Source organism: Streptomyces sp. NPDC059957 (genome assembly GCF_042730015.1).
Classification (GTDB): domain Bacteria; phylum Actinomycetota; class Actinomycetes; order Streptomycetales; family Streptomycetaceae; genus Streptomyces.
Genome location: NZ_JBHWMB010000001.1, coordinates 64625 through 83733, shown reverse-complemented (window position 1 = coordinate 83733; position 19109 = coordinate 64625). Strand labels below are relative to the sequence as shown.

Annotated in this window: 17 protein-coding genes and 1 pseudogene; 14 read left to right on the top strand and 4 right to left on the bottom strand. The window is 73.5% G+C overall.

What is annotated here, in order from left to right; all coding sequences use genetic code 11:
- Position 1 precedes the first annotated feature (1 nt).
- The 4 genes from kdpA to ACFWBW_RS00390 all read left to right on the top strand — a co-directional run bounded on the left by kdpA (position 2) and on the right by ACFWBW_RS00390 (position 4949).
- Entirely contained in the window at positions 2-1681 is a 1680-nt protein-coding gene (kdpA, locus tag ACFWBW_RS00405; RefSeq protein ID WP_385367152.1) for a potassium-transporting ATPase subunit KdpA, read from the top strand.
- Entirely contained in the window at positions 1678-3777 is a 2100-nt protein-coding gene (gene kdpB / locus ACFWBW_RS00400; protein WP_385367150.1) for a potassium-transporting ATPase subunit KdpB, read from the top strand. Before kdpA ends, kdpB begins: the two co-directional genes overlap by 4 nt.
- 53 nt (positions 3778-3830) lie before the next feature.
- Complete coding sequence (gene kdpC / locus ACFWBW_RS00395; protein WP_385367148.1) at positions 3831-4463, top strand: potassium-transporting ATPase subunit KdpC; 633 nt, start codon at positions 3831-3833, stop codon at positions 4461-4463.
- A 138-nt stretch (positions 4464-4601) separates the two neighbouring features.
- Positions 4602-4949, top strand: a complete 348-nt coding sequence (locus ACFWBW_RS00390) for a hypothetical protein (protein ID WP_385367146.1) — start codon at positions 4602-4604, stop codon at positions 4947-4949.
- A 204-nt stretch (positions 4950-5153) separates the two neighbouring features.
- Here the strand turns inward: ACFWBW_RS00390 and ACFWBW_RS00385 are convergent, their stop codons facing one another.
- The gene (locus ACFWBW_RS00385; protein WP_385367144.1) at positions 5154-5537 is read right to left on the bottom strand and encodes a Ser-Thr-rich GPI-anchored membrane family protein; all 384 of its coding nucleotides are present in this window, start codon (positions 5535-5537) and stop codon (positions 5154-5156) included.
- A 314-nt stretch (positions 5538-5851) separates the two neighbouring features.
- Here ACFWBW_RS00385 and ACFWBW_RS00380 point away from each other — a divergent pair, with 314 nt between their 5' ends.
- Positions 5852-6403, top strand: coding sequence for a GNAT family N-acetyltransferase (locus ACFWBW_RS00380; RefSeq protein ID WP_385367142.1), 552 nt, complete (start codon positions 5852-5854; stop codon positions 6401-6403).
- A gap of 36 nt (positions 6404-6439) precedes the next feature.
- Here ACFWBW_RS00380 and ACFWBW_RS00375 read toward each other — a convergent pair whose 3' ends face one another.
- Positions 6440-7984, bottom strand: coding sequence for a hypothetical protein (locus tag ACFWBW_RS00375; protein WP_385367140.1), 1545 nt, complete (start codon positions 7982-7984; stop codon positions 6440-6442).
- A 128-nt stretch (positions 7985-8112) separates the two neighbouring features.
- On the opposite strand from ACFWBW_RS00375, the gene ACFWBW_RS00370 reads away from it, so the two are divergent.
- From ACFWBW_RS00370 to ACFWBW_RS00350, 5 genes are all read left to right on the top strand, one after another.
- Positions 8113-9360: a 3-oxoacyl-[acyl-carrier-protein] synthase III C-terminal domain-containing protein gene (locus ACFWBW_RS00370; protein ID WP_385367138.1), complete on the top strand. Its 1248-nt coding sequence runs from the start codon at positions 8113-8115 to the stop codon at positions 9358-9360.
- A 35-nt stretch (positions 9361-9395) separates the two neighbouring features.
- Entirely contained in the window at positions 9396-10283 is an 888-nt protein-coding gene (locus ACFWBW_RS00365) for a hypothetical protein (protein ID WP_385367136.1), read from the top strand.
- 474 nt (positions 10284-10757) lie between these two features.
- Complete coding sequence (locus tag ACFWBW_RS00360) at positions 10758-11426, top strand: hypothetical protein (RefSeq protein ID WP_385367134.1); 669 nt, start codon at positions 10758-10760, stop codon at positions 11424-11426.
- A gap of 132 nt (positions 11427-11558) precedes the next feature.
- Positions 11559-11939, top strand: coding sequence for a hypothetical protein (locus ACFWBW_RS00355; protein WP_385367132.1), 381 nt, complete (start codon positions 11559-11561; stop codon positions 11937-11939).
- Between the two features lie 151 nt (positions 11940-12090).
- Positions 12091-12249 carry a hypothetical protein gene (locus ACFWBW_RS00350; RefSeq protein ID WP_385367130.1) on the top strand — a complete coding sequence of 53 codons (159 nt, stop codon included), beginning with the start codon at positions 12091-12093 and terminating at the stop codon, positions 12247-12249.
- Between the two features lie 279 nt (positions 12250-12528).
- Here the strand turns inward: ACFWBW_RS00350 and ACFWBW_RS00345 are convergent, their stop codons facing one another.
- A complete protein-coding gene (locus ACFWBW_RS00345) occupies positions 12529-12942 on the bottom strand; it encodes a hypothetical protein (RefSeq protein ID WP_243330887.1) in 414 nt (137 codons plus the stop codon).
- Between the two features lie 119 nt (positions 12943-13061).
- A pseudogene (locus ACFWBW_RS00340) lies at positions 13062-13187 on the bottom strand (RidA family protein); the annotation flags it as partial.
- 94 nt (positions 13188-13281) lie between these two features.
- On the opposite strand from ACFWBW_RS00340, the gene ACFWBW_RS00335 reads away from it, so the two are divergent.
- From ACFWBW_RS00335 to ACFWBW_RS00320, 4 genes are all read left to right on the top strand, one after another.
- The gene (locus tag ACFWBW_RS00335; RefSeq protein WP_385367128.1) at positions 13282-14109 is read left to right on the top strand and encodes a hypothetical protein; all 828 of its coding nucleotides are present in this window, start codon (positions 13282-13284) and stop codon (positions 14107-14109) included.
- Between the two features lie 216 nt (positions 14110-14325).
- The gene (locus tag ACFWBW_RS00330; protein ID WP_385367454.1) at positions 14326-16284 is read left to right on the top strand and encodes an FUSC family protein; all 1959 of its coding nucleotides are present in this window, start codon (positions 14326-14328) and stop codon (positions 16282-16284) included.
- Positions 16285-16959: 675 nt separating this feature from the next.
- On the top strand, positions 16960-17727 hold the full coding sequence (locus tag ACFWBW_RS00325) for a hypothetical protein (protein WP_385367126.1): 768 nt from the start codon (positions 16960-16962) through the stop codon (positions 17725-17727).
- A gap of 16 nt (positions 17728-17743) precedes the next feature.
- The gene (locus ACFWBW_RS00320; RefSeq protein ID WP_385367124.1) at positions 17744-19000 is read left to right on the top strand and encodes a sensor histidine kinase; all 1257 of its coding nucleotides are present in this window, start codon (positions 17744-17746) and stop codon (positions 18998-19000) included.
- Positions 19001-19109: the final 109 nt, after the last annotated feature.

Sequence of the window (19109 nt, the reverse complement as noted above, 5' to 3'; positions counted from 1 at the left end):
GATGAGTCCCGTCCTCGCCGGGGTGCTCCAGCTGCTCGCGCTCTTCGCGGCCCTGGCCCTCGCCTATCGCCCCCTGGGCGATCACATGGCCCGCGTCTACTCCTCGAAGAAGCACTACGCCCCCGAGAAGTGGATCTACAAGGCGGTCGGCGCCAACCCCGACGCCGAGATGCGCTGGCCGGCGTACCTGCGCTCGGTCCTCGCCTTCTCCGCGGTGAGCGTCCTCTTCCTCTACCTGCTCCAGCGCCTGCAGGGCCATTTGCCCGGCTCCCTCGGCTTCGTCTCCATCAAGCCGGACCAGGCCTTCAACACCGCCGCCTCCTTCGTGTCGAACACGAACTGGCAGTCGTACTCCGGTGAGCAGGCCATGGGCCCGCTCATGCAGACCGGCGGCCTCGCGGTGCAGAACTTCCTCTCCGCCGCCGTGGGCATGGCCGTGGCGGTCGCCCTCGTACGGGGCTTCGCGCGCTCCCGCACCGGCGAGCTCGGCAACTTCTGGTCCGACCTGGTCCGCGGCACCGTCCGCATCCTGCTCCCCCTGTCGGTGATCGCCGCGGTCGTCCTGGTGGCCTGCGGGGTCATCCAGAACTTCTCCGGCATCCACGAGGTGGGGCAGTTCGTAAATGGGCACAGCCTGGGAGCGAAGCAGCAGTGGAACGGCGGGGCCGTCGCCTCGCAGGAGGCCATCAAGGAGCTGGGCACCAACGGCGGCGGCTACTTCAACGCCAACTCCGCCCACCCCTTCGAGAACCCGACCCCCTTCTCGAACCTCTTCGAGATCTTCCTGATCCTGCTCATCCCCTTCGCACTGACCCGCACCTTCGGGAAGATGATCGGCTCGGTCCGCCAGGGCTACGCGATCCTCGCCACGATGGTCACCATCTGGCTCGGTTTCACCGCCCTGATGATGTGGACGGAATTCGGCCACCACGGCCCGGCGCTCCAGGCCGCGGGCGGTGCGATGGAGGGCAAGGAGGCCCGCTTCGGGATCGGTGCGTCCGCGATCTTCTCGGTCGCCACGACGCTGACCTCGACCGGCGCCGTCAACTCCTTCCACTCCTCCTACACCGGTCTCGGCGGCGGGATCCAGCTGCTGGGCATGCAGCTCGGCGAGATCGCGCCCGGCGGCGTCGGCTCCGGGCTCTACGGCATGCTGATCATGGCGATCATCGCGGTGTTCATCGCCGGCCTGATGGTCGGCCGCACCCCCGAGTACCTGGGCAAGAAGATCGGCACCCGCCAGATCAAGTTCGCCGCCTGCTACATCCTCATCACCCCGGCCGTGGTGCTCGGCTTCACGGCCCTGGCGATGGCCCTGCCCACCCCCGGACACTCCATGTCCAACGGCGGCGCGCACGGCTTCTCCGAGATCCTCTACGCCTACACCTCGGCCGGCAACAACAACGGCTCGGCCTTCGCGGGCCTGAACGCCAACACCCAGTGGTTCAACACGACCACCGGACTGGCGATGCTCCTCGGCCGCTTCCTGCCGATGGTCTTCGTCCTGGCCCTGGCCGGCTCGCTCGCCGAACAGCAGCCGGTCCCGGCGACGGCGGGCACCCTGCGCACCGAGAAGCCGCTGTTCACCTTCCTGCTCGTCGGCACGATCGTCATCGTCACGGGCCTCACCTACTTCCCGGCCCTGGCGCTGGGCCCGCTCGCCGAAGGGCTCGCCTCATGAGCACCGTCACCCCCACCCGCGCCCCGCACGGGGACCTGCCCAGCGGTCACAAGCCCGAGAAGGCCAGGATCGGCGGCGGCGTCTTCGACCCGAAGCAGCTGCTCAAGTCCTTCCCGGACGCGGTGAAGAAGCTCGACCCCCGGGTGATGGTCAAGTCACCGGTCATGTTCGTGGTGCTGATCGGCTCCGTACTGACCACCGCGCTGGCGATCTCCGACCCGGGCAACCTCTTCGGCTGGGCGATCACCGTCTGGCTGTGGCTGACCACCATCTTCGCCAACCTCGCCGAAGCGGTGGCCGAGGGCCGCGGGAAGGCCCAGGCCGACACCCTGCGCAAGGCCAAGACCGACACCGTCGCCCGCCGCCTGAACGGCGCCGTCGAGGAGCAGGTCCCGGGCACGGATCTCCGTATCGGCGACCTCGTGGTCTGTGAAGCCGGGGACGTCATCCCCGGCGACGGCGACGTGGTCGAAGGCGTCGCGTCCGTGGACGAGTCCGCCATCACCGGCGAATCCGCCCCGGTCATCCGCGAGTCCGGTGGCGACCGCTCCGCCGTCACCGGCGGCACCAAGGTGCTCTCCGACCGGATCGTCATCAAGATCACGACGAAGCCCGGCGAGACCTTCATCGACCGCATGATCAACCTGGTCGAGGGCGCCTCCCGGCAGAAGACACCGAACGAGATCGCGCTCAACATCCTCCTGGCGTCCCTCACCATCGTCTTCCTGCTCGCCGTCGTCACCCTCCAGCCGTTCGCGATGTACGCGCACGCCAAGCAGTCGATGATCGTGCTGACCGCGCTGCTGGTCTGCCTCATCCCCACCACCATCGGCGCCCTGCTCTCCGCCATCGGCATCGCGGGCATGGACCGCCTGGTCCAGCGCAACGTCCTGGCCATGTCGGGGCGCGCGGTGGAAGCCGCCGGCGACGTCTCGACCCTGCTCCTCGACAAGACCGGCACCATCACCCTCGGCAACCGCCAGGCCTCCGAGTTCGTCCCCGTCACCGGCGCCATCGCCGCCGAACTGGCCGACGCCGCCCAGCTCTCCTCGCTGGCCGACGAGACCCCCGAGGGCCGCTCCATCGTGGTCCTCGCGAAGGAGAAGTACGGCCTGCGCGAACGCCACCAGGGAGAACTGGTGGGCGCCGAATGGATCCCCTTCACCGCGCAGACCCGCATGTCGGGCGTGGACGTGGACGGCCGCAAGGTCCGTAAGGGAGCGGCCGGTTCGATCATCGCCTGGGTCGGCGAACAGGGCGGTACGGTCGCCCCGGACGCGCGGGCCAAGGTCGACGAGATCTCCGGCGCCGGCGGCACCCCGCTGCTCGTCGCGCTGGAGGACGAGAAGGGCGCCCGGGTCCTCGGTGTCATCCACCTCAAGGACGTCGTCAAGGAGGGCATGCGCGAACGCTTCGACGAGCTGCGGCGCATGGGCATCAAGACCATCATGATCACCGGCGACAACCCGCTGACCGCCAAGGCCATCGCCGAGGAGGCGGGCGTCGACGACTTCCTCGCCGAGGCCACCCCCGAGGACAAGATGGCCCTCATCAAGCGCGAGCAGGCCGGCGGCAAGCTCGTCGCCATGACGGGCGACGGTACGAACGACGCCCCGGCCCTCGCCCAGGCGGACGTCGGCGTCGCGATGAACACCGGCACCTCGGCCGCCAAGGAGGCCGGGAACATGGTGGACCTGGACTCCAACCCCACCAAGCTCATCGAAATCGTGGAGATCGGCAAGCAGTTGCTGATCACCCGCGGCGCGCTGACCACCTTCTCCATCGCCAACGACGTCGCCAAGTACTTCGCGATCATCCCGGCCATGTTCGCGGCGGTCTACCCGGGCCTGGACAAGCTCAACGTCATGGGCCTGCACTCCCCCGACTCCGCGATCCTCTCCGCCGTCATCTTCAACGCGCTGGTGATCATCGCCCTGGTCCCGCTCGCCCTGAAGGGCGTCCAGTACCGGCCCACCAGCGCCGACAAGATGCTCCGCCGAAACCTCACGCTCTACGGACTCGGCGGCCTGGTCGCCCCGTTCATCGGCATCAAGCTCATCGACATGGTCGTCTCCCTCATCCCCGGCCTGCGCTGAACCGGGGCTCCGCCGAACTCGGAGCCCTGCTTACCTAGGAACGTGCTGATCCCATGAACAACTCCGTAGGCAACACCGCCCGCCTCCTCGGCGCCGGCCTGCGCGCCCTCCTCGTGCTCACCGTGCTGTGCGGGGTCCTCTACCCGCTCGCCGTCACCGGCATCGCCCAGGCCGCCTTCGGCCACAAGGCCAACGGCTCCGAGGTCGAGGACGCGAGCGGCAAGGTCGTCGGCTCCTCCCTGATCGGCCAGTCGTACGGGGACGACCCGCGCTGGTTCCAGGGCCGCCCGGCGGCGGGACTCGGCAAGAACACCGTCAACCAGCAGTACGAGCTGCTGGTCTCCGGCGCCACCAACAAGGCGGCAGACAGCCCGGAGCTGCTGAGGTCGGTGCAGGAGGCCAGGTCCAGGGTCCTGCTCGACAACACCGTCCCGGGCTATGCCCCGCGGCTCTCCGACATCCCGGCGGACGCGGTGACCTCCTCCGGCTCCGGCCTCGACCCGGACATCTCCCCGGCCTACGCCGAGCTCCAGACGGCCCGCGTCGCCCAGCGCAACGGCCTGCCCGTGGCGGAGGTCTCGAAGCTGGTCAAGGCCCACACCGAGGGCCGCACCCTCGGCTTCATGGGCGAACCGCGCGTCAACGTCCTGGAACTGAACACGGCCCTGCGGGACCTCAAGCGGTGAAGGTGCACCGGCCCGCTCTGATGATGGCCGGAACGACTCCATGCAGTTGATTCAACTCCCGTGTGGAGCAAGGCAGTACGGCTACTGTTTCGCCGCGGCCACCGCCTGGCGGCCATCTTCACCACCGGGAGAGTCCACATGTCCTTCATACGCAAGGCCGCCGTCGTCGCCGGTTCCATGGTCGCCGCGACCGCCACCATGGTGATGCCGGCGAACGCCGCCGGCCCCGGCCAGTACGTCGTGCTCACCCCCGCCGCCGCGGCGGCCGCGGGCTGCAGCACCCAGGTCTCCAGCAACCAGCACTTCGCCCAGACCAAGTGTTACGACTACGGCTACAAGTACTACGCCGTCCTCGTCCGGGTCTGTGACGGGCGGGCCTGCGCGGACCGCCAGGGTCCGTGGAAGAAGATGGGCAGCGGCGAGTGGTCGACGTACTCGGACAGCGCGACCTGGATCGTCCAGGGCGGCGAGGTCTTCGGAAACTAGGGCCTGTCGTCAAATTCCCGTCGTCGCCCGAAGGGCGGCCTCGCGGCGTCTGGTGCGTGCTCTCGGCGTGCCGGGCGGAAGCCCGCGTACTGGACGTACTCGGGCTTTCGCCCGGTGCGGCGAGAGCGCGTGCCAGGCGCCGCGAGGCAGACGGGAATTTGACGACAGGCCCTAGGGCCTGTCTGATCCGACGGGTTCACCGGCTCAGGCCGTGACGGTGACCGGCCGGCTGTAGGCGTCGAGCGTGCCCGTGGTCGAGGTGACCAGGACGAGGTAGCGGCCCGGGGCGAGGTCGGGGACGGTCACGGTGGCGCCGGTGTGGTGGGTCGCGATGCCGGTCGCGAGGACGGCTTCCGTGCGGGACCGGGTGCCGTCCATGGTGACGAGCTCGATGTCCACCACGTCGCCGGCCGGGCCCACCACGTACCAGGCGACGGCCTGCCTGCTGCCGCGGGGCCAGACCACGTCCGCGCCGGGGGTGTGCACCAGGAGGTTCTCCGACTCCAGGAGCACCGCGACCTCGGGGCGGTTCAGGCCCCGCAGGACGCGCCGGGCGAGGGCCTTCAGGGAGGGGAGGGCGGCTGACATGGTGCTCCTTCGCGGGGTGCGGGGGTGCCGGGTGCGTCCGGTTCGGGGGCTTTACTCCCCCTTGAAGAATGACCGGCAGGACCCTGATCCCGCCTCGTCCTTTCGGCCGGTCCCGGGTCGGTCCGGGCTCGGTCCGGGCTCGGTCCGGCGGGGGCCGGGCTCGGTCCGGCGGGGGCCGGGCTCGGTCCGGCGGGGGCCGGGTACACCGACGGCAACGCCCTCGACCGGCCCGGGGCCCAAGCACCGGCCGGACGGCCCCGGCGGGCCCGGAAATCCCGGTGCCGGGTACAGGACCGTGCTGGCACACTCCCCGAATGAACGCCACCACCGCGGGTGAAACCCGTCTTCGCGTACGCGAGATGACCGAGCCCGACATCGACGCCGTCGCCGCCGTGCGCGTAAGCGGCTGGCGGCACGCCTACGCCGGGCTGATGCCGCAGTCGTACCTGGACGGCCTCAGCGTCGCCGCGTACGCGGCGCAGCGGCGGGCCTCCTTCGCCGACCCGGCCAATCCCGTGACCAACCTGGTGGCCGAGGGCCCGGACGGCGCGGTCCTCGGCTGGGCCGCCTTCGGCCCGGCGATGGAGACGGATCCCGCGGGCACGGAGCCGGACGAGGGCGAGCTGTACGCCCTGTACGCGCGGCCCGACGTCATCGGCACCGGCGTCGGCCGCGCCCTGCTGGCCGAGGTGCTGCGCCGGGCGCCCCACCCCGCGGTACGGCTGTGGGTGCTGGAAGGCAACGCCCGGGCACGCCGCTTCTACGAGCGCGCCGGGTTCCGGCCCGACGGCGGAGTCCTCGTCGACGAGACGGACGGCTTCCCGGTGCGCGAGGTGCGCTACCGCCGGACCGCCGCCTCGGACTGAGCGAACCGTCCGTCCCGCGCCCCGCCACGCCCGCGCTCACGGCAGCCGCTCCGCCAGCGCCCGGGCCATCGCGACGGTCGGGACCGCTTCCCGCGTCCGCCGGTACGGGGTCAGGTCGCGCAGCAGCCGGCCGAGAGCCTCCCGTACCGCACGCGACTGCACCGCCGGGGCCGCCGTGAGGAACGCCCGCCAGTGCTCGCAGGCCCGGGTGAGGTGCCCGAGGCGCAGCAGGGTTTCGGCGAGAGCGGCGTGCGTGAGCGCGGTGGCCCGGTGCTGGCCGGCCGCTCGGCCGCGCAGGGACCGCTCCAGGGCGTCGGCCGCGGCCGGGAACTCGCCGAGGGCGAGGTGGGTGCGGGCCCGGGCGAAGTCGAGATCGGCCCGGTCGTACGAGTCGAACGGCCCGTCGGGCGGCTTCACCGCATGCTGCCCGTGCAACCGGTCGGCGGCGGCCAGATCCGCTGCGGCGGCAGCCCGTTGACCGGCCTGGGCGTGCGCGGCCGCGCGCTGGACCAGGAGGAACGCCAGCGTGCCGGGCTCCCCGTCGGCGGGCGCGGTCTCCACCGCCGTCCGGGCGAGCCGTACCGCGTGCGCGGGCTGCCCGAGCCGGCCGGCGTGCGCGCTCATCGCGCGCAGGGTGATGGCGTACATCCGCCGGTCCTCCGCCTGCCGGGCCAGCCCGAGGGCGATGCCGTGGTACTCCTGCGCGAGCCCGTGATACCCGGAGTCCACCGTCATCTCAGCCAGCAGGTGGGCGAGTTGGGCGTACCCGCACCACACGTCCGCCGTCCCGCAGCCGTGGCCCGACACCTCCCGGCCGAGCAAGGCGGGCCCCGGGCCGTCCGTGTGGCGGGCCGCGAAGGCGCCCGCGTCCTGGGCCAGCCAGGCGGCCAGGGCCGCACGGGTATGGACGCCGCCGTGGGTGAGGTAGAGGCCCGAGAAGCTCCCGGCAAGGGCCCTCAACTGCTCTGCATGCGCTGCGAGATGCCGCCGCGCCGCGAGCTCGGCGATGCCGGTGCCCCTGCCCGTATCTCTGCCCGCGACTCTGCCCGCATCTCCGCCTGCACCTCTGTCCGCGCGCGCGCCCTCGCCGCGGCCGCCCTCGGCCGGATCCGGATCCGGGTCCGGGTCCGGGTCCCACACCGGGGCCGGGACCGGCGCCGGCTGATACGGGCTGCGCAGGAGCGCCGCCCTGCCGTGCGGGTCCACGTCCGCCCTGGCCTGCAGCGCGAGCCGGAGCAGCCCCTCGCCCCCGGCGGCTTCGGCCGCCACCGCCGGCGCCCCCGGGCCGGGCCGTACGCCGGGCCGTACGCCGGGCCCCGCGGAGCCCGCTCCGAGGCCCGCCTCCGCCACCGTGACCAGCCGCCCGCACCGCTCCGTCAGCGCCGCCGCTATCAGCTCGGGCACGGGCGGGCGCGGCCGGGTGCCCGACAGCCAGTGCGCGACGGCGGTCCGGTCGTAGCGCAGGCCCAGCCCGTGCAGGGTCCCCAGCGCGTTGACGGCCCGCGACAGCTCCGCCCCGCTCCACGCCGCCTCGGCGAGCAGGTCACCCAGCCGGGCATTGGCCACCCGCCGCCCGCTCACCGGGTCCGCCCGCGGCGGGAGTCCGAATTCAACGCTTTCACCCCTGCACCCCCCGCATTCCCTTCTCCCGGTCCGCTCCCTGGTGTTCGCTGGAGCCGTCCCCATCGGATTCCACGGACCGGAGAAGCATGTCTGCCTCGGAAACGGCCAATCCCCCTGCCCCCGCCGCGTACGCGTACCCGTTCCCCTATCGGATTTCCGGTGTCGGAGCCCAGATCGGCGAGGTCATATCCGTCGAGGAATGGGCCCGGCTCGCGCACATCCCGCACCGCAAACGGGCCGGCCGGGAAATCAGCGGCGCCGATATCGAGCGCATCCTCGGCGTCACCTCCAAGAGCTGGGACCGGGAGCGCTTCGCCTCGCTCGACACCGTCGTCGACGTCGCCCGCGCGGCCCTGCGCTCCGCCCTCGCCGAGCCCGAGGACATCGACGCCGTGTTTGTCGCCACGTGCACCCCGTACGAGATCATGCTCGACCAGGACGCCTTCAACCTGCTGCGCCGCCTGCGGATCCCGGACAGCGTGCCGCCCTTCCAGCTCGGCGCCGGCTGCGGCGGGCTCTCCCGCGTCGCCGCGCACCTGGCCAGGTCGGGGGCCCGCCGGGCGCTGGTGATCTCGTACAACGCCGCGAGCCCCATCGGAATCGACGAGAACGGCATCATTTCCCAGTACAGCGGCGCGGACGGGGAGCATCCCTTCGCCCACACCCTGTGGTGTTCGGGGGCACTGTTCTCCGACGCGGCGACCGCGCTCGTATTCGAGCGGGACGAGGACTTCGAGGGCGGGCTCGGTTTCTATTCGCGCGATTCCCTCGATTTCGGGGGCGAGCCCGGATTCAGCGATCCGCTCATCCATTACCCCGGCGGCGGCGCCGCCCACCCTCCGGGCTTTCCCGGATCCGCCGAGCTCTCCGCGTTCGGACTCAACGGACCGGAACTGGCCCGCTATTACTCGCGCGGCATGATGCTGAACCAGGAGACCATGGACGCCCACCGCCCCGGTTTCGTGGACGAGGTCCGGCGGATCTACACGCACCAGGCCGGACCGGCCCTGGTCGAGAACTACCACCAGCTCGCCGGCCTGGACACCCACAAGGCCCCCGCGCACGCCCGCGAGCTCGGGAACCTCGTCACCTCCGCCACCCCGGTGCTCTTCTACACCGACGTGATCAACGGCCTGGTCGGAGCGGGCGACACCGTCTGCTTCTCCGTCATCGGCGCCGGCCCCGAGCGCGGGGCCTTCCTCACACGGGTCGCCATTCCGGGCGAGGTCACCGTCACCGCACCGCTGCCACCCCTCCCGGCCGCCGCCGAGACCGCCGGGGCGACCGAGCCCGCCCTGGCGCCCGGAGCACCCGGAAGCACCGCCACCGCGTAGCCGCACGCGCCCACCTCCTTCGAAACGAGTCCGCCGTGCACATCGCCCTCGCCGGGGCCGCCGGCCCCACCGGCATCCGGCTCGCCGCCGAGCTGCTCGGCCGCGGCCACCACCTGACCCTGCTCACCGCCACCGACGTACGGCAGAGCAGGCTCCTGCTGGCCCGTCAGCTCGCGCTGATCGGCCTGTATCCCGAGTACGTGGACCTCCTCGCGGCCCGGCTCGACGCGCGCCGGGGCGCCGAGGTCCTGGCCGGCGCCGCACCCGCGCCTCCGGTTCCCCGGGCCCGGACCGGCCGCTTCGACGCCGTCTGGTGCGTGGAGCAGCCCGCCGCCACCGCAGCCGCGCTGCTGCCGCTCGCCTCCGGAGGGGAGGGGCGTACGGCGTTCCACCTGGTCACCGTCGGAGACGCGGGTCCGGCCGGGCGTACGGTCGCCGCCGCGGCCGTACGGGACGGGTTCCCGGCCGGGGTGCACTGCCTGGCCCCGACCGTCAGCGACCTGGCCGACCACCCCGAGCTGCCCCGGCCGGCCTTCACCCGGCTCGCGGTCGCCGAGTCCGTACGGCCGGCTCCGGCGCGGGCTCCGGAGCCGGGGGCCCCGGCGGCGGTCGGCCTGCTGCCACTGGCCCCCGCCGCCCGCGCCCTGGCGGAGGCCGCCGAGGAACCGGGCTGGTCGGGGCTGCGCCACATCGGCTGGGTGCACGCGCACCCCGTCGAGGCCTCGGAGCTGACCCGGGCGGTCGGCCCGGAGCTGGCCCCGGGGCTGCTCCGGCGCCTGTCGGAGCTCCAGCCCGCGGCCGCCACGACCGAGCTGGACGGCCCGCCGCTCTGCGCCCGATACCTCACCCGGGCTGCGGCGCCCGTCCTGCCTCCCGTACGGCGGCCCGCCCGGCAGCCGGCCCGGAAGCCAGAGCGGGTGTGAGCGCTGCGGGGGTGGCGGGGGCCGCGGCCGGGCGGTCCGAAGCGGACCCGATCGAAACGGACCGGATCGGAGCCGGCCGGATCGGAGCGTTCGGAAGGCAAGGAGACCCCATGGCCAGGGCATATGCGTACGGATCATTCATGATCCAAGGACAAGCCGCCCGGACCACCCTCGCAACTCAGGCCGGCGGACCGGCACATCGGTCCGCTTGACAGGTTTTCGCATGTGGCAGAACGTGCCGCCGATCCGACACGCCCAAGGTCCGTCCTTGACGTTCTCACCCGTTCGGGCGCACACCCCCCGCGCCCGGTCCGGCCCCGACCCACCGCCCGCCATCTGCGAAGACGCGTCCGGAGGGGCGGTCACACGTCAATGACCTGCCGTCAGTTATCCGTGTTCCGCGCCCTGCCGGGGGCGCGGAAGGGTCCACTGCTATCGGGACCGGCCGCCCGCGCCGGACCAGGAGGGATTCCCATGCCCCGCGCCAAGTGGGTGATCGGCGTACTGACGGTGGCTCTGCTGTGCACCGGCCTCGGGGTGTTGCGCACCACCGAAGGCGGCCGGCCGACCGCCCCGACCGCGGGCGACGCCCTGCCCTCGCGGATCCTGGGGCTGTCCGGCCCGCGCCGGCTGGCCCGGCAGCTGGAGCACTCCGGCGGACACACCACCGGCAAGGGCTCCCGGCGCCCCGGGCGGTCGGCGGTCACGGCCCTTCCGGCCTCGCTGCCGCTGCGCCTGCTCGTCCCGGCCCTCGGAACGGACGTACCGCTGACGGGCGGTACCCCGCCGGGCGGGAGGGACGCGGGGCCGGGAGACCCGTACGCGCAGGACCTCGAACCCGGCGCCGCCGACGCCAAGCCCCCCGTCCCGGACAGCGCCGTGTGGGACTCCGCGGGCCCGGCCCCTGGCGCGGCCGGCACCGCCGTGGTCTCCGCGGACCTCCCCCGGCTCGGCGAACTCCGGCGCGGGCAGACGATCGAGGTCGCGCGCGCCGACCAGCGTACGGCCGTGTTCACCGTGACCCGGCTCTCCCCCGGGGTCCCCGGGCTGAGCGAGCCCTCCGGCCGGGCCCAACTCCGTCTCGTCAGCGGCGAGACGGCCGTCCTGGCCCGCCTCACCGGCCACCGGCGCACGGTGCGCTGACCGGCGGCGACCCCCGAAACAGACACCCCCTGCGGCCACCTGACGGGCCGTGGGGGGTGTCTTCGTCCCCCGGTCGAGGGACGCTGACGCCCCGGCGGAGAGTCTGCCCGCGTGTCGGGGCACACCCTCCGCATGAGCGGGACACGGCGTGCGCCGACGGCACCGGACAGGGCCCTGATGACGGCCCTGACGGTGCTCTGCGCCGTGCTGTTGTGCCTGTTCGGCTTCGGCGGATCCGGCCCGTCCGGCACGACGGCCGAAGGCCCCCGCCCCGCCCCCGCCGCCCCGGCCGAACCCACCGAGGCACCGGCCGATCCGGCCGGCGATCCGGAAGTACGTGTGGCGGTACGGGTGCCCGCGCGCGGGGTCCCCGGCGTACGGGGACTGCAGCGGCCGGTGTTTCACGTGAAACCTCCCCGGTCCGGCCCCACGAGGCCGGTCCCTCCCCCGACGGGGGCGATCGCATCGGCGGCCTCCCTGCGGGCGGTACGGAGTGTGGTCCTGCGCTGCTGACCGGACCGAGAGGCCGAGCAGCAGCACCGCGCGCCCGGCACGGGCGGCTCACCGGACACACCCGGCTCACCCGGCTCACTCCGGCTCACCCGGCACCCGAGTGCCCTTGGCGCGCGTCCCCCCACACCCCCGAACACCGTGAGGTTCCGCCATGCCCTTCGACCCGTACCTCGCCCTGAACGCCATGCTCCGCGCCGAGGCCGCCCGCTTCTCCCCGCCGGCCCCGCCCGCACGCCAGCAGGAACCCGAGCCCGCCAAGACCGCCCAGAGCAGCGCCGAGGCCCCGGCCGGAGACGACACGGCCGCGTAGGGCGTCGCGCAGGGGCATCACGACATGAGGAGGCACCGGTTCCCGCGCTCTCGGCAACGGAGAGTGGTCACGTGAGGTTCGACCACGGAGCACGGGAACCGGCGCCTCAGTCAGTCTCGGCCACGCACCCACCCCACCACCTCGGCCTTTTGTCCGCATGTGCCCGGCCGAAAGTACCGCTCGGGCCGAGTTGTCCCCAGTGAGGTACGCCGGAGCCCCGGCCCCCCCCCACGGCGGGTGGCCGGGGCTTCTTCGTCCGCGGGCGGCCCGGGACGGGGCCTACGAGGCGTTGCGCGTGTGGTACCGGTAGAAGGCCGCCGCGCCGACGCCCGCACCGACGAGCAGGCCCAGGCCCGAGCTCTTCAGGATGGACTCGCCGGCCAGGCTGTAGAGGTAGCCGAAGGAGATGCCCGCGAAGATCCCGTACGCCGCCGCATGCGGCTCCTGGGCCAGCCTCGGGCCGATCCGGGCCAGGGCGACCAGGCAGGCGGCGAAGATCGCGCCGCACAGGATCCCGTAGAAGACGTTGCCCGCGTCGACGGGCCCCATCTGACGTTTCATGAAGGCGGCGTAGACGCCGTAGACCAGTCCCATGAGCAGCGGTCGCGCGAGGGCCGACCTGCTCGTGTGGGCCGCCGTACCGGACGCCGGCTGCCGGTGCCCCCGGGGGGCGGTGGGTGCCGCATGTGCCATGACGGGCTCCTCTCTCCCATCATCCAGGGCACACCCGCAACCCGGGACCGGCAACCGGAGCAGTCGGCGGCCATGCCCGGACCGCCACCGCGTCGATCTCAAAGAGCATGTCCGGCAGGGCCGGCCGGGTCGGAGCCGTACTGGCCGGCTATGAAGACCTGCTCCCCGGGTGCGGAGACGACGTGGCTGTAGCCGTAGCCGGTGGGGTCGTGGAGTTCTGCCGGATTGGTGATGCTGCGCGTCATTGCGAGCTCCTGGGAGACACGACCGACCGGCCCGCACCACCCGGGCGCAGCAACCCGGCTCGCGCCGCGCGCCCGGCCCCCTTTCCCTGGTGACGTGCGGACCTTCCTCTCGGCGGTACTCATCGCGCTCGTGGCCCTGCTGGTGCCCGCGAGCGCCGTCGCGTACTGGGCCGATCACGAACTCGGCAGCGCCGACCGCTACACCGCGGCCATGTCCCCGCTCGCCTCGGATCCCGCCGTGCAGAACCTCGTCGTCACCCAGGCCGGCCGGGCCCTCTCCGGGCAGCTCGACGCCGGCCCCTTCCAGGAGGGGGTCGACGCCCTGCTCGGCGAGGCCCTGCGCTCCTTCGTCGGCACACCGGCCTACCAAACCGCCTGGGACGCCGCGAACCGTGCCGCCCACGGGGCCTTCTTCCAGGCACTGACCACCGGCGACGGCAACGCCGTGACCGTCGACCTCGCGCCCGTGATCGCCCGGGTCAAGGGCGATCTCGTCGAGAACGGGGTGCCGTTCGCCGACCGCATCCCCGAGACCCACCTCTCGGTGAAGGTCATGGAGTACGACAACCTCGGCGCGCTCCGGAAGGGCTTCCGCATGCTGCAGATCGCCGGTGTCTGGCTCCCCGTGCTCACCGTGGTGCTGGCCGCCACGGCCATCGCCGTCGCCGTCCGGCGCCGCCGGGCCGTCCTGGCCACCGGGCTGGGGCTGGCCGTCGGCGCCGTCCTGCTGTGGGCGGCCGTGGTGCTGTGCCGCCGCCTCACCCTGGACGACCTGCCCGCAGACATCGACCGGGCGGCTGCCGAAGCGGTGTACGACGCGCTCACCGCGTTCCTGCGGACCACCGCCTGGGTGCTGCTGGCCATCGGGCTGGCCGCCGCGCTGGCCGCCTGGCTGACGGGCCGGCTGCGCCGCACCCCATAAGCTCGGAACGCACGGATTGGCACGCAAATCCGTAGAAGAATCCATAGAGCAGCGTAGAAGAACCGATTCACGAGCGGCGGCACGGAAGCGGGAATGAGCACCGAACGCACCGAAGACATACCGTCCGGGCGGACCGGACGGGCCGGGCGGACCGGACGGGCCGGGCGGACCGACCGGACCGGACGGGCCGGGCAGGCGGCCGGACGGTTCGGCCCGATGGCCCCGCCCGCCTGGCTGCTGAAGGGACTGCGGCCGAGCTCCGCGCCGATCCCCTGGGCCGCCGCGCTGCGCGCGGCCGTCGCCCTGGCCGTGCCACTGGCCGTCGGCTTCGCCGTCGGCGAGCCCGAGTACGGCGCGCTCGTCTCGATGGGGGCCCTGTCCGGGGTCATCGGCGACACGGCGGACGCCTACCGGATGCGGATCCTGAACATCGCCGTGCCCCAGCTCTTCGGGGCCGTGGGCGTCGCGCTGGGCACCCTGGTCTTCGGGCACGGCTGGGTCGCCGTCGGCGTCCTCACCCTGATCGCCCTGGTATCCGGGATGATCTCCTCCATCGGCACGGTGGCCTCCGTCTCCGGGCTGCTTCTCCTGCTGAACGCCGTCGTCGGCGCCGGCCTGCCGATGCCCAGTCCCTGGTGGACGGCCCCCCTGCTGCTGAGCGCCGGCGGACTGTTCGTCCTGCTGCTGACCCTGCTGGGCTGGCCGCTGCGCGGCCGGCAGCCGGAGCGGGCCGCCGTCGCCGCCGCCTACCGGGCCCTGGCCGACACCCTGGAGGCCGCGGGCGGACCGGGCCCCGCGTACGAGGCGCGCCGCCAGCAGGTCACCCAGTCCCTGAACCACGCCTACGACCTGGTGCTGGGCCGCCGGACCCGGGTGCACGGCCACAGCCCCTCGCTCGTGCGGATGCTGGCCCAGCTGAACGTGCTGATCCCGCTCGTCGAGGCCGCGCCCGCCGCGCACCTGCGCCGCAGACCCCTCTCCCCCGCGATCCCGGCGGCCGTACGGGACCTGGCGACGGCCGTCGAGGAGGGCCGCACGGACACCCCCGTACTGGACCTGCCCCCGCCGGACGGCCAGTCCGAGCGGGCCATCGACGCGGCCCTGCGGCACGCCGCGACGATCGTGCCGCTGGCCGAGCCGGACCTGCACAACGTCGACGACCGCCTCGGCCGGCCCGCCGCACTGCGGGTCCGGGCCCGACGGGTGGTCCGCGACATGATGCTCTCCGAGGCCTCCTGGCGGTACGGGCTGCGGCTCGCGCTGTGCATCGGGCTGGCGCAGTCCCTCGTATCGGTGGTGGAGATCGAGCGCTCCTACTGGGTCGCCCTGACGGTCACCTTCGTCCTCAAGCCCGATTTCGGCTCGGTGTTCTCCCGGGCCGTACTGCGCGCCGTGGGCACCGCGGGCGGACTCGTCGTCGCGGCCGCGGTGCTCTCGGAGGTGCCGCGGGGGTGGTGGGACGTACCCGTCATGGTGGTCCTGGCAGCCCTCATCCCCGTCTTCTCGGTCAAGGGCTACGCCTTCCAGACCGCGGCGATCACCCCGGTCATCCTGCTCCTCTCCGACCTGCTCAACCACCAGGGCTTCGACCTGGTCCGGCCCCGGCTGCTCGACAGCCTGATCGGCTGCGCCATCACCCTGATCGCCGGGTACATGCTCTGGCCCGAGAGCTGGCACACCCGGATCGGCGACCGGCTCGCCGACGCGGTGGACGACGCCGCCCGGTACGTGGAGCGCGCCTTCGGCAGCCACCCCGACACCGAAGCCGGACTCCGGGCGGCCCGCACCGCCCGGCTCGAGGCCCGCCGCCGCATCTACCGAGACCTGTCGGGCGTGCGCAGCGAGTTCCAGCGGGCACTGACCGAGCCCCCGCCGACCGGTGCACGGGCCGCCGCGTGGTGGCCCCTGGTGGTCGCCGTCGAGCGGATCGTCGACGCGACGACGGCCGCCCGCGTCCGCGTCAACCACGGCGCACACCCCCCGGGCCCCCAGGAGGTCAAGGCGATCGCCAAAGACCTCCGAGCCCTGGCCCAAGGCGTCCGCCGGGTCGACACCCCCACCCTGCTCCGCCCCGCCCCACCCCCCGAGGTCGACGAATCCTCCGTCCTCTCCCCGGTCCACCAGGAACTGGCAGCAGCCAGAGCCATCGCAACCCCCACCCACGACGAGCACTAGGGCCCGCCGCCACTCGCCCCCCGACGGGCCCACATCCGTCCCCACGGGCCCAAACCCGTCCCCGCCGTCCCACACCCACCCCCACGGGCCCGCATGCAGTCCCACCGGCCCACACGCAGTCCCACCGGCCCACACCCACCCCCGCCGGCCCACATCCAGGCCCACATCCGGCCCCGCCCGCCCACACCCACCCCCACGGGTCCACACCCATCCCCGCCGGCCCACATCCAGGCCCACATCCGGCCCCGCCCGCCCACACCCACCCCCACGGGTCCACACCCATCCCCGCCGGCCCACATCCGGCCCCACGGGCGCACACCCACCCCCACGGGCCCGCATCCGCCCTGCCGGCCCACATCCAGCGCCACCGGCGAAAATCCAGCCCCTCCGGCGTTTGAGGAGCGGGGGTCCGGGGGCTGGCCCCCGGCAGCGGCGCCGCACACACCCACCGGGCCGAGCCCAAACCCAGCCCCGCCGGCGCTCGATGCGCAGGGGCCCGGCGGCGGAGCCCCGGCAGCCGCGCCGCACACACCCACCGGGCCGGGCCCAGATCCAGCCCCGCCGGCGTTTGAGGCGCGGGGGTCCGGGGGCGGAGCCCCTGGCAGTGGCGCCGCCGCGTCCCCCCAATGGCTCCGCCCCCGGGCCCGCCCCGCCACCACGGGGGAGCATCGGGACATGAGCCTCCGCCGGCGCAGCCGGGCGACCCTCCTCACGGCTGCCACGGCCACCCTGGCGGCCATGACCGGCTGCGCAGACGTGGAGGGCCTCCAGGACGACGGCGACCTCGGCACGGTCCACGCCCCCCGCACCCTGTGGAAGGACATCCGCCCCGACCCCCCGGCCCCCGGCCAGCAGCCCGGCGCGGCCGCCGCCGTCCCCGGGCTCGCCAAGGTCCCCGAGCTGTCCATGCGGGGCGTGAACGCCGTGGACGTCGTACGGGCCGACATCACCGCCGCCACCGCCGCGGACGCCGGCACCGGCCGGCTCGTCGACCCCCGGGCGATCCAGCGCATCGCGCTCTGCACACAGGCTGTGGACGGCGGCCCCGACTGCCCCGTACGCCCCGCGGTCCTGGCCGACGTGACGGGCAACGGCACACCGGAGCTGATCACCGCCCTGGACATCGACGGCCGGCTCAGCGAACTGCGCGTCTACACCGTCCAGGACGACGGGACCATCGCCCGCATCCTGTCCCGGCGCGCGGTCCTGGAGGGCGTGGAGGTCGCCGCCGAGCACCTGGCGGTCCGCGAGCCGACCTCGAACCCGAAGAAGGTCTCCATCTCCGACTACGTGTGGGACCCGGACGCCGGGATCATGAACCTCGACCAGCTCACCCTCGACGAGTGCCCGAACCAGGACAACGCCTCCCCCTGCCCGGCCCCCGGCACGGCCAAGGCGACCCCCACGGCCACGGCAACTCCCACGGCCACGGCCACGGGCTGAGGAGGCCGGCACCCCGATGCTCCGGACGAGCAGCCTGCGCTGGAAGATCGCCATGACCACCACGGCGGTGTGCTGCGCCGTCGCGGCCGTGCTCGGCATCCTCGTGCACAACGTGGTCGCCCGCCAGCTCGTCGGCGAGGTCCGCAAGGACGTGGATCGGGAGCTGGACTACGCCCTGGCCCAGTACGAGTACGGCACCGCGCGCGGCGAAGGGAACAGCGCCCTCGACCCGCCCGGCCTCCCGGCCCCGCTGCGCGAGCTGGTCGCGCGCGGGCTGACGGGCAGCATGACCGGCACCCAGGACGGCAAACCCGTCATGTGGGCGGCCGGCCCCGCCGACGGCAAACCCCTCGCCGTCTGGGTCCCCTACGAGAGCACCCGCACCCGGCTCCGGGAGACCGACGCCGCCATCCTGGTCTCCGCCGTCCTCGCCGCCGGGGTGGTGGCCCTCGCCGGTCTCTTCCTCGCCAACCGCATCAGCCGCCGGCTCGCCACCACCGCCGCCGTGGCCCGCCGGATCAGCGCCGGGGACCTCGACGCACGCGTCGGATTCCCGGCCGGCGTCGAGGGACCGCGCCCGCGCTCCCGCGACGAGGTGCGCGACGTGGCGCAGGCCCTCGACTCGATGGCAGCCTCGCTCCAGGCGCGGCTGGAGGCGGAGAAGCGGTTCACGGCGGACGTCGCGCACGAGCTGCGGACCCCGCTCACGGGGTCCCTGGCCGCGGCCGCGCTGCTGCCCGAGGGCCGACCCAAGGAGATGATCAACGACCGGCTGAAGGCCCTGCACCTGCTCACCGAGGACCTGCTGGAGATCTCCCGGCTGGACTCGGGCGTCGAACGGGCCGACCTGGCCCGGGTGGAGCTCGGCCGCGCGGTGGAGCGGGCGGCGGCGAGCACCCGGCTGCCCGTCGCGGTACGGATCGAGCGGGACGCGGTGGTGCTCACCGACCGGCGCCGCCTCGACCGGATCCTGGCCAACCTGCTGGTCAACGCCCACAAGCACGGGCAGCCGCCGGTCGAAGTGACCGTCACCGGCCCGCTGGTGACCGTACGGGACCACGGGCCCGGCTATCCGGCCGAGCTGATCGAGCAGGGCCCGCGGCGCTTCCGCACCGGGGATCCGGGGCGCGGACGGGGCCACGGGCTCGGCCTGACCATCGCCGCCGGGCAGGCGGAGGTGCTGGAGATCGAGCTGAGCTTCTCCAACGCCCCCGACGGGGGCGCGGTGACCACGCTCCTGCTGCCCGTCGGGCGCCTGCCGGAAGGAAGTTGAGCGGGGGCGGGGGGGGGTGGGCGCGGGAAGACACCCCCCCCCCCCACGAACCAACCCCCCCCACCCCCAACGCCGACAACCTAGAAACAAACCCTTTCTCTCCTCTTTC

What these genes read in the sequence shown, in the direction of transcription:
- ACFWBW_RS00370 (WP_385367138.1), top strand. Translation starts at nt 8,113, where the DNA reads ATGTCTGCCTCGGAAACGGCCAATCCCCCTGCCCCCGCCGCGTACGCG.
- ACFWBW_RS00325 (WP_385367126.1), top strand. Translation starts at nt 16,960, where the DNA reads ATGAGCCTCCGCCGGCGCAGCCGGGCGACCCTCCTCACGGCTGCCACG.
- ACFWBW_RS00390 (WP_385367146.1), top strand. Translation starts at nt 4,602, where the DNA reads ATGTCCTTCATACGCAAGGCCGCCGTCGTCGCCGGTTCCATGGTCGCC.
- ACFWBW_RS00355 (WP_385367132.1), top strand. Translation starts at nt 11,559, where the DNA reads ATGAGCGGGACACGGCGTGCGCCGACGGCACCGGACAGGGCCCTGATG.
- ACFWBW_RS00380 (WP_385367142.1), top strand. Translation starts at nt 5,852, where the DNA reads ATGAACGCCACCACCGCGGGTGAAACCCGTCTTCGCGTACGCGAGATG.
- kdpA (WP_385367152.1), top strand. Translation starts at nt 2, where the DNA reads ATGAGTCCCGTCCTCGCCGGGGTGCTCCAGCTGCTCGCGCTCTTCGCG.
- ACFWBW_RS00345 (WP_243330887.1), bottom strand. Translation starts at nt 12,942, where the DNA reads ATGGCACATGCGGCACCCACCGCCCCCCGGGGGCACCGGCAGCCGGCG.
- ACFWBW_RS00360 (WP_385367134.1), top strand. Translation starts at nt 10,758, where the DNA reads ATGCCCCGCGCCAAGTGGGTGATCGGCGTACTGACGGTGGCTCTGCTG.
- ACFWBW_RS00330 (WP_385367454.1), top strand. Translation starts at nt 14,326, where the DNA reads ATGGCCCCGCCCGCCTGGCTGCTGAAGGGACTGCGGCCGAGCTCCGCG.
- ACFWBW_RS00350 (WP_385367130.1), top strand. Translation starts at nt 12,091, where the DNA reads ATGCCCTTCGACCCGTACCTCGCCCTGAACGCCATGCTCCGCGCCGAG.
- ACFWBW_RS00320 (WP_385367124.1), top strand. Translation starts at nt 17,744, where the DNA reads ATGCTCCGGACGAGCAGCCTGCGCTGGAAGATCGCCATGACCACCACG.
- ACFWBW_RS00385 (WP_385367144.1), bottom strand. Translation starts at nt 5,537, where the DNA reads ATGTCAGCCGCCCTCCCCTCCCTGAAGGCCCTCGCCCGGCGCGTCCTG.
- kdpC (WP_385367148.1), top strand. Translation starts at nt 3,831, where the DNA reads ATGAACAACTCCGTAGGCAACACCGCCCGCCTCCTCGGCGCCGGCCTG.
- kdpB (WP_385367150.1), top strand. Translation starts at nt 1,678, where the DNA reads ATGAGCACCGTCACCCCCACCCGCGCCCCGCACGGGGACCTGCCCAGC.